This window comes from Paenibacillus sp. FSL L8-0435 (assembly GCF_037965655.1).
Taxonomy (GTDB): domain Bacteria; phylum Bacillota; class Bacilli; order Paenibacillales; family Paenibacillaceae; genus Paenibacillus.
Window position 1 is genome coordinate 5,368,574 of sequence record NZ_CP150185.1, and the last position, 14,149, is coordinate 5,382,722.

15 protein-coding genes are annotated in these 14,149 nt (G+C 45.0%); 3 read left to right on the forward strand and 12 right to left on the reverse strand.

Annotation, left to right across the window (positions count from 1 at the left end):
• Positions 1-89: 89 nt before the first annotated feature.
• Together NST33_RS23925 and NST33_RS23930 are read right to left on the reverse strand one after the other, a co-directional pair.
• Positions 90-317, reverse strand: a complete 228-nt coding sequence (locus NST33_RS23925; RefSeq protein WP_036617079.1) for a hypothetical protein — start codon at positions 315-317, stop codon at positions 90-92.
• A gap of 120 nt (positions 318-437) precedes the next feature.
• Positions 438-1,034, reverse strand: a complete 597-nt coding sequence (locus tag NST33_RS23930) for a restriction endonuclease (RefSeq protein ID WP_221824687.1) — start codon at positions 1,032-1,034, stop codon at positions 438-440.
• Positions 1,035-1,297: 263 nt separating this feature from the next.
• Between NST33_RS23930 and NST33_RS23935 the strand changes: the two genes are divergently transcribed.
• Positions 1,298-2,566: a hypothetical protein gene (locus NST33_RS23935; RefSeq protein ID WP_221824689.1), complete on the forward strand. Its 1,269-nt coding sequence runs from the start codon at positions 1,298-1,300 to the stop codon at positions 2,564-2,566.
• 357 nt (positions 2,567-2,923) lie between these two features.
• Positions 2,924-3,736: a putative RNA methyltransferase gene (locus NST33_RS23940; RefSeq protein WP_339185445.1), complete on the forward strand. Its 813-nt coding sequence runs from the start codon at positions 2,924-2,926 to the stop codon at positions 3,734-3,736.
• Between the two features lie 93 nt (positions 3,737-3,829).
• Here NST33_RS23940 and msrA read toward each other — a convergent pair whose 3' ends face one another.
• From msrA to NST33_RS23970, 6 genes are all read right to left on the reverse strand, one after another.
• The gene (gene msrA, locus NST33_RS23945) at positions 3,830-4,345 is read right to left on the reverse strand and encodes a peptide-methionine (S)-S-oxide reductase MsrA (protein WP_221824692.1); all 516 of its coding nucleotides are present in this window, start codon (positions 4,343-4,345) and stop codon (positions 3,830-3,832) included.
• Positions 4,346-4,523: 178 nt separating this feature from the next.
• Positions 4,524-4,781, reverse strand: coding sequence for a GlsB/YeaQ/YmgE family stress response membrane protein (locus tag NST33_RS23950; protein ID WP_062835823.1), 258 nt, complete (start codon positions 4,779-4,781; stop codon positions 4,524-4,526).
• 309 nt (positions 4,782-5,090) lie between these two features.
• Entirely contained in the window at positions 5,091-6,395 is a 1,305-nt protein-coding gene (locus NST33_RS23955) for an AAA family ATPase (RefSeq protein ID WP_237176991.1), read from the reverse strand.
• Positions 6,395-7,858, reverse strand: a complete 1,464-nt coding sequence (locus tag NST33_RS23960; protein WP_339305397.1) for an RtcB family protein — start codon at positions 7,856-7,858, stop codon at positions 6,395-6,397. Before NST33_RS23960 ends, NST33_RS23955 begins: the two co-directional genes overlap by 1 nt.
• A 501-nt stretch (positions 7,859-8,359) precedes the next feature.
• Positions 8,360-9,178, reverse strand: coding sequence for a TerC family protein (locus NST33_RS23965; RefSeq protein WP_339308767.1), 819 nt, complete (start codon positions 9,176-9,178; stop codon positions 8,360-8,362).
• Between the two features lie 277 nt (positions 9,179-9,455).
• Positions 9,456-9,767 carry a DUF3817 domain-containing protein gene (locus NST33_RS23970; protein ID WP_339297757.1) on the reverse strand — a complete coding sequence of 104 codons (312 nt, stop codon included), beginning with the start codon at positions 9,765-9,767 and terminating at the stop codon, positions 9,456-9,458.
• A gap of 214 nt (positions 9,768-9,981) precedes the next feature.
• On the opposite strand from NST33_RS23970, the gene NST33_RS23975 reads away from it, so the two are divergent.
• On the forward strand, positions 9,982-11,085 hold the full coding sequence (locus NST33_RS23975; protein ID WP_339305399.1) for a glycosyltransferase family 4 protein: 1,104 nt from the start codon (positions 9,982-9,984) through the stop codon (positions 11,083-11,085).
• Between the two features lie 20 nt (positions 11,086-11,105).
• Here NST33_RS23975 and NST33_RS23980 read toward each other — a convergent pair whose 3' ends face one another.
• The 4 genes from NST33_RS23980 to NST33_RS23995 all read right to left on the reverse strand — a co-directional run bounded on the left by NST33_RS23980 (position 11,106) and on the right by NST33_RS23995 (position 14,063).
• On the reverse strand, positions 11,106-11,468 hold the full coding sequence (locus NST33_RS23980; protein WP_221824696.1) for an HIRAN domain-containing protein: 363 nt from the start codon (positions 11,466-11,468) through the stop codon (positions 11,106-11,108).
• Between the two features lie 41 nt (positions 11,469-11,509).
• Complete coding sequence (locus NST33_RS23985; protein ID WP_076212352.1) at positions 11,510-12,481, reverse strand: transcriptional regulator; 972 nt, start codon at positions 12,479-12,481, stop codon at positions 11,510-11,512.
• Between the two features lie 272 nt (positions 12,482-12,753).
• Positions 12,754-13,275 (reverse strand): hypothetical protein, encoded by a 522-nt coding sequence (locus NST33_RS23990; protein WP_221824697.1) that lies wholly within the window; start codon positions 13,273-13,275, stop codon positions 12,754-12,756.
• Positions 13,276-13,433: 158 nt separating this feature from the next.
• Positions 13,434-14,063 (reverse strand): 50S ribosomal protein L25, encoded by a 630-nt coding sequence (locus NST33_RS23995; RefSeq protein ID WP_076212356.1) that lies wholly within the window; start codon positions 14,061-14,063, stop codon positions 13,434-13,436.
• Positions 14,064-14,149: the final 86 nt, after the last annotated feature.

Genomic DNA, 14,149 nt, shown 5'->3' on the forward strand with positions numbered 1-14,149 from the left:
AAGGCTTTATAGTCCAATTTATCAAGATACCTTGATTTTAACAGTCCACATGATTACTTTCCAACCAAAGAAAGAATTAAATGTCTTACTTATCCAGCAATCCGTTCCTTATGGACAAAATAAAAAGAAGCACCACCATCCTGGATGATCTGCTTCTTGTGTTTGACCTTTTGCAATTTTTCCTGCTTCGTAGGCATGAGCCGTACATGCTGGGATAACGCACCATAATCTCCGTTAACTCTTCGGCTCTGTTCCGAGCACCATTGACCTGACCGCTCTGCTTTACGTAATGCTTTTTGTGTTTGTGTACGTGCCATAATGGATCACACACTCCTTTGGTTGATATACACTCAATATATCATGTGCAGCTACACAAGTGAAGGTGCTTCCTACTGGAATGGGCATATACATAATTAAGAAGGCTTCCACCGAGTACCTTAGCGGGATTGTCGCTTTCGCCGGGACTGCCACGTCTCGATTGGCTCATGATCATCTTCTTCGATCAGTTCCAATGCTTCGTCTACTCTTCTGGCTTTGAACAACAAAATTAACTCTATCAGGTCTTCCCGGTCCAGCAGCTTCACTCCATTAACCGCTGCAAGCGTACGACAGGCTTCGGTGTAACGGGCAGACGTTAATACAATCGACCGGTCGGCTTCATAATAACGCATCGATGTATATATCTCCTGCACAGCACTCAACCCTACGGGATGGTTCGCACCATATCGCTTCGCTTGTATAACACTTCGTCTGCCAAGTCTATCAACAAACACCAGATCTGCCCCGAAATCCCGGCTGCTCGTCGTCTTATGAACTTCATCGTACCCGAGCTCTTCGAATAAATGATAGAGATATAATTCAAATTCCGAACCATCCTCCATTTTGTCGATGTCCTTTATTGTGATCTTACGAGGATTGGCTTCACTTCGGATCCGCTGCCCGCGCCCGATAACCCGCCGAATAATCCAGGCCAGCAGTAGTAATATGACAATAATTCCTATGACCCATAGGGTCACATTTTCACTCCAGTTCATAAATTCTTCTCCTTGTGTCATTTCCTATATTCTATCCAACGTCTTACGCAGATACGGCTTGTCACCGCACTAAATATATCAGACTTCCACCTTCATCGAAAGAAGATGAATTCCCTGTAACCGTTATTCTTCCCCAAACATAGTCATTTCGACAAATCAATGATAAAAGGTTACAGTGCGTTCGGTTGAATTCAGCTTGACTTTAATGGTAAAATTCAACAATCGGTTCTATTTTGAACCGAAGAAGAAAGGTGGTTTATCACTTGCATACATTGACCAAACACAAGTCCAAAACATGGGCTGCCCTCATTCTGAGCGGCATGCTCCTCTTCACCATGAATACAACAGGTTACGCTGCTGCTTCAACCGAATCCATGCCCAAACCGGCGTGGACGTCATCTTCACTGATGTTATCTGAGGCTAATACAGAGAAAGATGTCATGATCAAGGGAATCCATGCCGTGCCATCCAAAAATCTTGTATATGTACATGCCTCGCAGCCCGTGACCAAAACAAGCAGCAAAACAACACTCGACTGGCAACTGGACTCTCTCCAAGCATTCGATGTTACGACTGGACAATTGAAGTGGAATACAATATTCCATGAGAAAAGTGGTCCTTATACCACCTACTCCGATTCGGTATATGCCAGCAACGGTACGGTTTATGTGTATATGGAATATTCGGACAAAACCAAAAAATTGTACTCATTCAATACATCCGGTAAAACCAACTGGATCAAAACGGTGAATTCACCTGCAAGCATATCCCTATTGGATAACGATACGCTGATGGTTGCTTCAAGTCAGGGCGTACAATCGAATGGTTCGGTTCGCTCAGCCATCTCGTTATATGACAAAAAGGGCAAGCTGATTACCGAGAAGACCATTAACGGTAGCGTGCTTAAGGCTGATCATGGTCGAATTGTGGTGGATGCCAGTAAACAAACCAAGGTAGGCAACTTCTGGCAGCAAGCCGCGAATCCCAAAGTGGAGATCTATGATCGTACGTTGAATCGTCTGTCCTTCTACCAATTCCCTGCCAATGCAAATACATTAGGAGATGGCGGCGGTGAATCCCTGGCCATTCTGGACGATGGTTCCATCATTATGCGTGCCAATTTTGAGAACACAGGTAACCGACTGATGGGCTTTGGCGTCGATGGCAAGCTTGCTTGGGGACGTGCCATTGCAGGTGATGCCTACATTCAGACGGCTGGCAACGGTTATACAGTCTTTACAGGGCAGAAGCTGGAATTGTACACGATGAAAGGCAAAGTGACTGAGCGTACATTCAAGGACGCACAGCCTGCACTTATGCGTGTGGACCAGACGCAGGATGGACAGTACCAGCTTGATTTTGCCAAAACAGGATACATTCTTGATCCACAGAAGCTGGAAGACGTGCATATCTACACTACCAGTGCCTCGGTTCCTTCATTAGAAGGTGTCTCTACCTATGTCGATGATGTCATCTATTCCATGAACAATGAGACATTGTCCAAATATGTATTAAAGGCTGCTGCAAAATAATGAACAGAGCGCTTCTGTATGACCGCCTAAACGGTTGACAGGGCGCTCTTTTATTTCAAATTCCCCTGGCTCCCCTTACTTGTCATTTCTTCTCATCCTGTTATACTATTAACGTTCTCTTGCTTCACCCTAATCTTGATAGGCAAAGGAGCTTAACCTTCCTATGATTATTCAGTTCATTCGATACAGATAACTTGGGGCATAGCCATAAACCTCTTTTTTTGAATTTCGTGCAGAGGTTTATTTGTTATGCCCTTTTCTTCAGTTATCCAAATCTGAATGAATGGGGTGTTATTCCATGTCAGTCCATCGCAGAGAACGCAGCGCAGCGCTGCGCTTATTAATCCATACATCCATATGTTGAACTGTCCCATCTGTCATAGCCCTATGGCAACCATTAACTCAGGGAGCATTCAATGTGTGTCCAGGCATAGCTTTGATTTTGCAAGACAAGGCTATATCAATTTCATGACACGTTTTTTCAAGGGCAACTATGACAAACGTTTATTTACAGCCAAAAGGAATATCTTATCGGAAACCGGTATTTATGCTCCTCTGACCGAAGTACTACGCAGGTGGATCGCACGTTATTCCGTTGACATCAACTATCCCGTGCATATTCTGGATGCAGGCACAGGAGAGGGAACATTTCTCCAGCAGATTACGCAGAATACTCCAGCCGTTGGCTGGGGCATCGACATTGCCAAAGAAGGCATTGCCATGGCTTCCTCTGCCTACAACCAGCAAATTTGGTTTGTCGGCGATCTGGCATGCAGTCCGTTTGCAGAAGGTCAACTGGACATCATCCTGAATATATTTTCTCCTTCCAACTATGAAGAATTTGGACGAATTCTGAAGGATGGGGGATGGATCATCAAAGTCATCCCCCGTGAACGATATTTAATTGAACTGAGAGAAATGCTGTTCATGAATCGACCTGATCGAGCAGACGGCCGGGAACTTACGCTGGACCGATTCCGCAAACATCATCATCTCATCGCCAGCATTCCACTGACCTACACGCTGCCCGTCACCGCAAGCATGCTGGATTCACTCGTCCATATGACACCACTTTCCTGGCATCGGTCGGGATCATCCCTGGTGAGCATTCAAGCTTCCTTGTCGAAGATTACCATTGACGTAGAAATACTGGTGGGAACGAACAATTAGATAACCGTTATGGCTGATTTCAGCCGCCATACAGCCAAAAAGCCGGGAAAGTTCCAACTGGAACTTTCCCGGCTTTTCATGTGATCTGATGCATTATCTCCAATTCTCGTCTATAAATTCGTCCCGTCCGGATAAAGCACGGTCTTCCTTATAATGTTTTTCGTTTTTCTTGTGGTAATCCTGATGATAGTCTTCAGCCGGATAGAAAATAGCTGCATCCCGAATTTCCGTAACAATCGGTTGAGTGAATCGTCCGCTGGCTGCCAGTTCCTGTTTGGACTGTTCAGCAAGCTCACGTTGACGTTCATTATGCACAAAGATTGCCGTACGGTACTGTGTCCCCCGATCCTGGAACTGGCCTCCGTCATCCGTGGGATCAATCTGCGGCCAATATAGCTCCAGCAGTCGTTCATAAGGGAATACATCTGGATCAAATGTAATTTCAACCACTTCGACATGACCGGTCTCCCCGGTTTTGACCTGCTCATATGTTGGATTCTCGACGTGGCCGCCAGCATAACCTGATATAATGCCATGAATGCCCGGTTGTTCTTCAAACGGTGTAACCATACACCAGAAACATCCGCCGGCGAATGTAGCTTTTTCCATTCCGTTCATCCCCTCTTATCTAAACGATCTATAGAATACTGATGCTAAGTTACGCATATCTTTATATATTTTAAAACAACAAGAGGTTGATTGAAAGCCATGGTTATGGCTCTCAATCAACCTCTTCATTGGCAAAACATTTAGCTGACAACTAATGCAAGAAATTATCTTGATTAAGTTACCCGCGACTACGTCCCATCGAACGGAAGATCAAGCTTACGATGGCTACAAGAACGATCGCACCAATCAATGCAGGTACAATATGGAATCCGCCCATCTCAGGACCCATATCGCCCAAGATTACTCCACCTAACCATCCACCGATGAAACCGGCAATGATGTTACCAATAACACCACCTGGAATGTCACGACCAACGATCAAACCTGCCAACCATCCAATGATACCACCGATAATTAATGACCATAACCAACCCATATCATTCACCTCTAATTAAAGTTTTTGTTGTTGTCTGTCTACTATTAACCGCTACAGAAGCATTTAAACAATTGGCATAAAAATTTTTGTATATTACCTTTTGTCCCCATGCATCTTCCTCTGCAACACGAACCTTGGTCAGGTATGGAAACAGATCGCATTACTTTCCGGCATCTCACCAGCTCAGGGCTGCGTTATGTACCTCCCGAAAGTCATTGTATGTTAGAGCAGACAAGGTTAGTATCACCAATTGAGGTAGGATTATTTATAAAAGTGCGTCATATTATAGGATGGATGGGTTAGTTCTGATCAATAAAAGCCTGCACGGCCCTTACCTGGCTGCGCCAGCCAAGTATGTTTATGACTCTTGTCCAGCTCTCCACGCATCGACTGAATGACTTTCACTATGTCTGTCTGTCCATTCTGATGCCATTCCAGCGCAGCGCTCACATACAACTCACCTAGCTGTGCAAGAGAAAACGTGTCGGTCAGGCGGGCTGCTTCTATCGTGCCTTCTTCACCCGCAAATACGGTGAAGCCTCGTTGGCGCAAATATTGCAGGCGCAGCGCTTCATCTGGCAACGGAATTTCATAAGCCCGGTCGAACCGTCCAGCACGGTTCATGAGACCAGGATCTATTTTCTCCGGATAATTCGTTGTCCCAATCAGGAAAATGCCTTCTTTCGACGTAGCACCATCCAGTGTATTCAGGAAAAAGGAACGGACTTCATCCGGCATCGAATCGATGTCCTCAATGATCAGTACCATCGGTGCCAACCGCTTGGCAGCCTCGAACACTTCACGTACCGATTCACTGTTGGTATACTCCGTAATCTGCCAATACGCAGCCGGGCCCGGGATACTTCCTGCAATGGATTTTACCAATGTGGTCTTGCCATTCCCCGGATGCCCATACAATAGAATGCCTCTTTTGTACGGGATATCATAATCCCTGTAAAAAGAACGATCCGCTTCGAAAAATTGATCCAGCGAGCGGAAAATATCCTGCTTGATCTGTGCCGAGAGAACAACATCCTCTCGTCCCACGGAGCGAGTGATGGATTCCACATGACGATCGCTGCCATTCCGGGCATCGGTGTAGACCGTTACTTTTTTCATATTTTGCTGACGTTCCCGTTCCCGGACACTTCCCAGAAATTGCTTCATCTCCTCATCACCGATGGCAAAGACAAAGTCTTCACTGTAGATCCCGTTATCTCGGAAAAATGGAACCCGCACAAGTGCTACGCCCCATTTCGGATAAGCAAATACGTTATTGCGAATGGAGTAATGAACACCATAAGTGGGTATATCTCCATCATCGTCGTAATGCAACGTCTGAAGCTCCAGATCCTCGAATATACGGGCTACCAATTCCACTTCGTCACTGCCATTTTGCAAGTCTTCCCGGAGTAACTCCCAGTATTCATTGTTCGGGTCAGAACTGGCATAAAGCTTGTACTCAACTCCATAGCGCTTATGGAGCGCCTCACTGATTCCACGAATCAGCCTTGAATAGATGGCGTACCCTTCCACTCGAATTCGGGTATCATGTTGTTCGTCATAGGTATAGATCGCTTGAGTTGGATCTGTTTGTTTTTCGTTTATTATCATTATTTCGCTCCCTTTACCGCTACAAGCGGTTTGCATTTGGCTACAACTTGAGCCAGGCCTGCGCCGGTAACACTGTCTATAATTTCATCTACATTTTTATAAGCCTGAGGTGATTCATCAATAATGGATTCAAGTGAGCGTTGGTTTACCACGATCTCATCTTCTGTACCCACACCCAGTGCCGTAGCAAAATCTTCCACGCTAATCAATCGTTTTGTTGCCGTCCGTGAACGGATGCGACCCGCACCGTGACATATTGAATAATAATTATCAGCACCCTGCGGCTGACCTACCATGATATATGAAGCAGTTCCCATGGAACCGGGAATAAGCGCCGGATGCCCTGTTGCCAGATAGGGCTTTGGATTGTCCGGATGACCTGCCGGCAACGCACGTGTCGCCCCTTTGCGATGTACAAAAACGGAACCTTGGTCTGCGTGAGATTCCTCCCAGGCATAGTTGTGCATCAGATCGTATAACGTACGAAATTCACATTTGGAGCCAAACACATCCCGGAATGCTTCGCGAATAGCATACGCAATCAGATGACGATTGACAACAGCGTAATTCAATGCAGAATACATCATGTTCACATAATGACGACCTTCCGCATGCTCCAGTGGAGCAAATACCAGTCTGGGATCGGATGTACCCAGGTTAAGCCGCTGCATGACTTTGGCAATCGCTGAAGAACTCGTCTGGCTTACATAACCACCCCATGCACGAGAGCCGGAATGAATCATGACCACGACCTGTCCATCATACAATCCCCAAGCTTCGGCGATTTCACGATTCTCTTCAGCGATCTCAATTGCCTGGATCTCGGCAAAATGATTCCCCCCACCAAGTGTTCCGAGCTGACGATGCGAACGATGCCATGTCATGTCAGGAACGTGGTTTAACACATCCTCATCGTAACTGAACTTGCTGCTTTCCACATGTGTCATCGCGGTTGATTTTTTCGGTGTATAGCTGTCCGGAATATACTTTTTGGGTAAACCATGCAGTCCTTTACGAACAATATGCTCCAATCTGATATCCGAGTAATGACCTCGCTGGTTCGCCTCCATCGGCAAAACTTTCTCAATGGCCTTGACGAGTTTGCGACGGAGCTTGATGTCTTTCAATTCGTCCTTGTGCAAGTTCGTCATATGCACTCGCATGCCACAGCCGATGTCACTGCCCACGATGGAGGGAGAAACGTATCCGCTCTGCGCATCCCACACGGCTGTCGTTCCAATGCATGTACCTACCCCGACGTGCACGTCTGGCGTGTAACTCATATAAGAGATTCCCGGAATCTGCAGATTATTGTTTGCCATCTCGAATACCTTGTAATCAAGCGAGGAGAAGAGCTGTTGCGCCGCATATACGGTTAGGTCGCCTGCAGGCAATTTTACTTCATGCCGGTAGCCGCCTGCGATTTCATCTGGATTAGTAAATAAATTAAATTCTGTATTCATAAAAGTGTATTATTCCTTCCTGTACGTTCAGCAAATTCGGTTTGCTGACTCATCTGTAAAATAAAAATAAAAAAAGCCATAGGCTAATCGCCCATGACTTCTACTGAATGACAATAACGGAGAACAGAACAGCATAAACATGCTGTGTGTCTGTCATCCATCGCTATAATATAAGCGAAGAACGCATATCGATTATAAACCCGTTAAACGATATGCCTATCCCCTATGTCGACCGTATGAGGCCAATGAAACGATGAGCCGGATATGCTATTGTGTCTACATTGCGCCGTGTTTGAATCAAATCATAACCAAGCATCATGTCTCTCGGCCTCCCTTCGTTAATGTTAGTCTTATATTAAGGGGACTAGAATTCATGTGTCAACCCTTTTCTTGGAAATTGGACCCGGCTGCATTGTTCATATGTATACAAAAACAGGAGATTGTCCTAGGACAATCTCCTGTTTTCCATATAATAATGATGTTGTTAGCGTAACATGATTATTATAGACCTGCTTGTTTTTCCAACTCTTCAACCGGATTCTCGTCTTCTTTTTCAGGAACTTTGGAAGACAGGAACCAACCACATACCGCAATGGTGATCAGTACAATATAAAATCCGAATTTCCAAATTTTATTTTCCGGGAAATGCTCATCCAGAACACCCAATGAAGGGTGTGCGAGTGTAATAACTGCCAGCTTAACCCCTACCCAACCTACGATCACAAAGGCTGCAACTTCAAGCCCTGGACGGGAATGAAGCAATTTCACAAAGTATGAAGCTGCAAAACGCATGATCACAAGCCCGATGAATCCACCGAGGAAGATAACGATAAACTGTCCACCGTCAAGTCCGCCAATTGCAGGCAATCCACTTGGTGGCAACGCCACGGCCAAAGCAACAGCAGCCAGAATGGAATCAACTGCAAATGCGATATCCGCTACTTCGACCTTGAAAACGGTCATCCAGAAACCGGATTGTTTTTTCGGTTTCTTAGGCGCTGAATCAGCTGCTTCATCTGTCTTATTGCGACTACCCAATATCTTTTTAACGATATGGTTAATCGAAATATACAGGAGATACAGGGCACCAATCGCTTGCACCTGCCATACATCGACGAGGAAAGAGATCAGGAACAACGAACCTAAACGGAAAACAAATGCACCCATCAAACCATAGAACAACGCTTTTTTGCGCTTATCTTCAGGCAAGTGTTTAACCATGATTGCGAGTACCAATGCATTATCCGCTGCGAGTAATCCTTCAAGGACCACTAAGACAGCAAGCACCCACCCATATTCTAATAATAATGAAACATCCAACATTGACTCCTCCTTAATATTCTTATGATGTACAAAAAAAAGGACCTTTACCATCACTGGTAAGGTCCTTTTATATCCACAAAAAGAGACCTTTACCGAGCATAAAAACTTGGTAAAGGTCTCGCTAACAACAAAATTGCTGCCAATAAAGCCGGGGATATGATCCCGAATTGACGACTTTACTGTAAAAGCTACTCCCCTTTAACAGGAATATGTAGTTTTAGTTGGAACGGGTTGTTTAACCTGTACTCATCATATTTCATAACGTTAAATAAAGTCAAGCTTTATTTAGTTGACGATACAGCTTACGGAATACGACAACATCGTAAATCATATTCCCCAGTGGAATGAAAGAAACAAAAAACAGAGCAATTGGACGGCGCAGACGCCATTTCTGTGAGGTGTACATACTCACCATAAATAACAAGTACATTAAAAACAAAAAACCGTACAGATTTCCAAACCATGTGACAGCCTGCGGCATAACCCCGGCATCTCTCAACGGAAAAGCAACAAACAGTAACAACACGTACGAAATGCCCTGCAACCACAACATCAGCCGGAAGCGCCCCAGCGTAGAATGTAACATTATTTTCCTCCTGCTTTTATACATGTAACGAATTCAATTGTTCCCGTACAGTATATCACAAAAGCTGGGTATCTCGCTTAAAGCCATGCAGCAGATTCTTCCTGCAGCTTATATGGGTGGCTCATCTACCATTTCGCAGGAGCCAAATGCTTTAACTTCTCATAAGATATATGACGAAGATTGTTACAGATGTCGGACAAGGAGGAGCCGGATCATGAAAATAGCTATGGTTGCACCCGAGAAATTGCCTTTGCCTGGTAATGGTTCCGTGGAAATATGTATCCTGGGCATCGCTCGTGAACTTGCACACCGCCATCAGGTGACCATTATAAGTCGTCAAATGCAAGGTCTCGCCGCCACAGAACAGATCGACGGGATCACCATTCAGCGTGTCCCTGCATCGAGTCCTGTCAGTTACACCAAAGCAGTCATACGTCTGTTATCCCAACAACCCTTTGATGTAATTCAAGTGGATAATAGGCCACGAAGCATGGCTACCATCAAACGAGCTTTTCCACGTACACCTGTTGTACTCTATCTTCACTCGTTAACGTTTGCTCAGCCCGGACCTTCCACACTCACACTAATGAAAAAAGCCGATTGGATTGCCGTCAATAGTCAATCCCTCAGACAAAGGTTAGGCCGCAGATTTCCCTTGGTAAAACACCGGATGAGTGTTGTTCCATTGGGTGCAGATCTAAGCCGCTTCAGACCTGTTGAATCCAGCGAAGAACAGATTCATCTGCGTACACAATATGGAGTAACTAAACCATTCTCTATTCTCTATGTCGGCAGACTGATCCCTGGAAAAGGGGTAGACGTATTAATTCGTGCAACTGCCCTCCTTCAGCAACAGATGCCTGTTCAACTGGTTGTTGCAGGCAAAGGACCTCCGTATTACATGCGTAAACTTCGCGAACTTGCCCAAAAACAAAAAATCCATGTTTCCTTCCGTGGTCAGATAAACCATGAGCATATCGATCAGTTGTATCGGGCAGTCGATTGTCTGGTCTGTCCGTCTCAAGAACATGAAGCTTTTGGCCTGGTTAATGTTGAGGCGATGGCTTCAGGATTACCCGTCATTGCTTCGGATAACGGAGGTATTCGTGAAATTATTGAATCAGGTATCAATGGATACCTTGTCACCGCTTATAAGCGTCCCCAACGTTTCGCCTCTTACCTGTACACACTTGCAAGCAATCCCACTTTTGCCGAGAAGTTAGGGAAGGCTGGCCGAGACAGCGCAAGGGCACATTTCAGTTGGGCAAGAACAGCCATGCATCTGGAAGCGACCTATACCAGGCTCATCCGTAAATGAGCCTTCTTCTGTTACGATGATCAAGCTTTCTCACGAAATTGCCATCCCTTAATCAAAGAATCCATCTGCGGAACAGGAATGTGACTCATCTCAATTAACTCCATAATAACCATATCTCTCATCATGAATCGTACTTTGGCACACGTTAGTTGATGAAATACATCGTAGAATGCCGTCCCGGTCCAACATCCATGAGGTACGACCAGCGGATCATTAACGATATAACCTACGGCTCCAATCGGGGGAATAACAACCTTAATCGCTTGATGATCCAACCGATTATCTGGATCTTTAACGAGATACACGGTATCCCCCACATGTATAGCTTGTACGCCATGGTAGTGGTCCATCCCATACATAGCTGCGAATAATTTGGTGCTCATATTACCTGCTCCTTTTCCTGTATTCTCCATGATTGAAATTTTCACAAAGATACATCGGTTTCATAATGTTCCAACCACTCGACAAGTTGCCTGCGTATCTCTCTACGAAACTCACGAGGTTCAAGTACCTCTGCCTCGGGCCCAAATTGATACAACCATTTCAAAAATTCTCTGCTGCTATTCAGTGTCACTTCAAATAACAATCCCCCATCCGACATATTCGTCATTCGCGGGCGAACAAACATCTCTTCTTCTTTTATGTAGGGGGCCACTTTCTCAGAGAATCTTACCTTGAAATGGATATTTTCGTCGCCACGGTCAATAGACCATGTGTTCTTCATGTACTGCGTTATGTTGAAATCACCCTTGTCGAAACCGGCATTTGTTCGTGTCACATCCAAAAAACGGCTAATTCGAAACAATCGAACTTTTTGCAGCAAATGGCAGTATCCAATCAAATAAAAACGTTGATCACGTGGAATGAGATAATAGGGATCGATATCCCGGACTGTAATCTCATTTCTTGTCAGCGTATGATATTGAGTACGAATGGTTTGCTGGCTTAGAATAGATTCGATAATGGGAATCAGCAAATTAGGGTCTTTTCCTTCCTCACGATAAGCTGGCGTGCCCATCCGAATAATTCCCGCAATATTCTCTACAATATCACTGTTTCTTGATTTTAATTTGGTATGAGCCGACATGACCTTGTCAAAAGCTGAATCGAACTCAGCAGGTAACTTGGAGGTATCAACTACGGACGGCAGCAAGGAGAAGACCATTGCTTCCTGTTCAGTAAAATCTAATGGATACATCGCAAACTCACCAATAAATCGGTAACCTTTGCCGTATCCTTCATTCATAATCGGGGCGACCCTATCCAAAATCCGGAGATCACGATAAATCGTGCGTACAGTCGTACCGCATTTCAGCGCCAATTCCTTGGCCGAAATTCCAGGATTTGCTTGTATAGCCTGAAGTATACGCAGCAGACGAATTAATTTCTCTGTCATGTAGTTTCTCCCCTTCGATATTTTATCGGCAAGGAAAACTAGTTCCTTTAGTACAGGACTAAATCTTTAGTCCCAATTTTATTTTCGCAATTTCACCATTTTTGTATAGTCCAATTGCACTTTTACCCCCTTTTAATATACATTCTCTTACTTGCTTGCGTAAAACATTAACCCGAAAGACCTTAAACCTAAGTCTGAAAGCCTATACAATTTTCTAAAAATAATACAAAAAAAGCCCTGATCCCTATAAAGAGACAAGGCTTTTCTCGAAATTACTGGTTATGCAACTGTAATAATTGATCCATCACATTCGTCATATGCTCACAGAGTTCAGCAATGTCTCCCATCTGGTCTTCATTCACACTGCGGTCAAAATAAACGTGAGCCGTGACGTTATACATGATTGGCTGTTCATCAAAAATATACCGGATGTTCTGGCACATCCTCTGCTCAGGCCAGCTCTTCTGTAATATTGGACGAATAACCGGGCACTGCTTCTCAGGCTCCTTCACAACCATGCTAAACCGTAGTTCCAAACGGCAACCCGGATTCGCACCAGGCGTCTCCAGGATCTCCGCTGCAAGCTCCTCAAGGGAGCTGCTTAATACAACTTCCCCTGTTACTTCCGGGCGATCCCTGAGACAGAATTGTAATGTGAACTCTCTGGACATCACTGCCATCTCCAGCCGATCTTTACGCCCCGTAATCTGAATACGTTCATCTAGGTTATCCATATCATAGAGATAATTCTCAAACCCGACTTTCAGATTGTCATACACCGTTGGATCAAACATTGAAATAAACCTACTTTCTAACCCTTTAACATGTATTGTAGTACATTCTCAATTTTCATGCGACTAGCCCAATCCATTGTCCTGAAAGTATAAAAAGCCCAGTCACCAGGACTGGGCTTCGGCTAAACATGCGATCTGATAAGATCCCTAAGCTTTGGTTATTCTTCTGTAGCTTTTTCTTCAGCTGCCGGTTCAGCTTCCTCAGCAGAAGCCGTCGGCTCTTCCTCAGCGGCTTGTGGCGGCATGACGGAAGCGATGATGGACTCAGGTGATGTTATGAGTGTCAAACCTTTGTCCAGCTTGATATCCGCAGCAGTCAAGCGATCACCAATATCCAATCCGCTAACATCCACTTCAATCGACGTTGGCAGATCCGCAGGCAATCCTTCTACTTCCAGCTGTGTCTCCTGTGTCTGGAATACACCGCCAGCTTTCGAGCCGGCCGCTGTACCCTGGAAGTCGATCGATACACTTACACTGATCGGCTTGTTCTTGGAAATTTGCAAAAAGTCTACGTGCAGCAAACGTCCGTTACGCTCTTGCTGATCCTTGATCAGCACCGGAACCGTTTTACCGCCTTCAACATTCAGGTTGAACATTTCGGAGCGGCCTGTGCGTGCCACTTTCAGCATTTCTTTTTCATCTACATGTATTGAAGCACCTTCAAGTCCCGGGCCGTAAACGACTGCAGGAACTCGTCCGCCTTGTCTTAACAGGCGCAGTGCTGCACCTTTCTTTTCCGTTCTTGGCGTTGCTGTAAGTTGAGCCATTTTTCCGTTGGATTTCATGATTGAACATCCTCCTTCAAGGGATCACTACATTATATTTGTTGGAAAGCGCTGAGGCTTATCTCATAGACCATGATGGTCTTTTT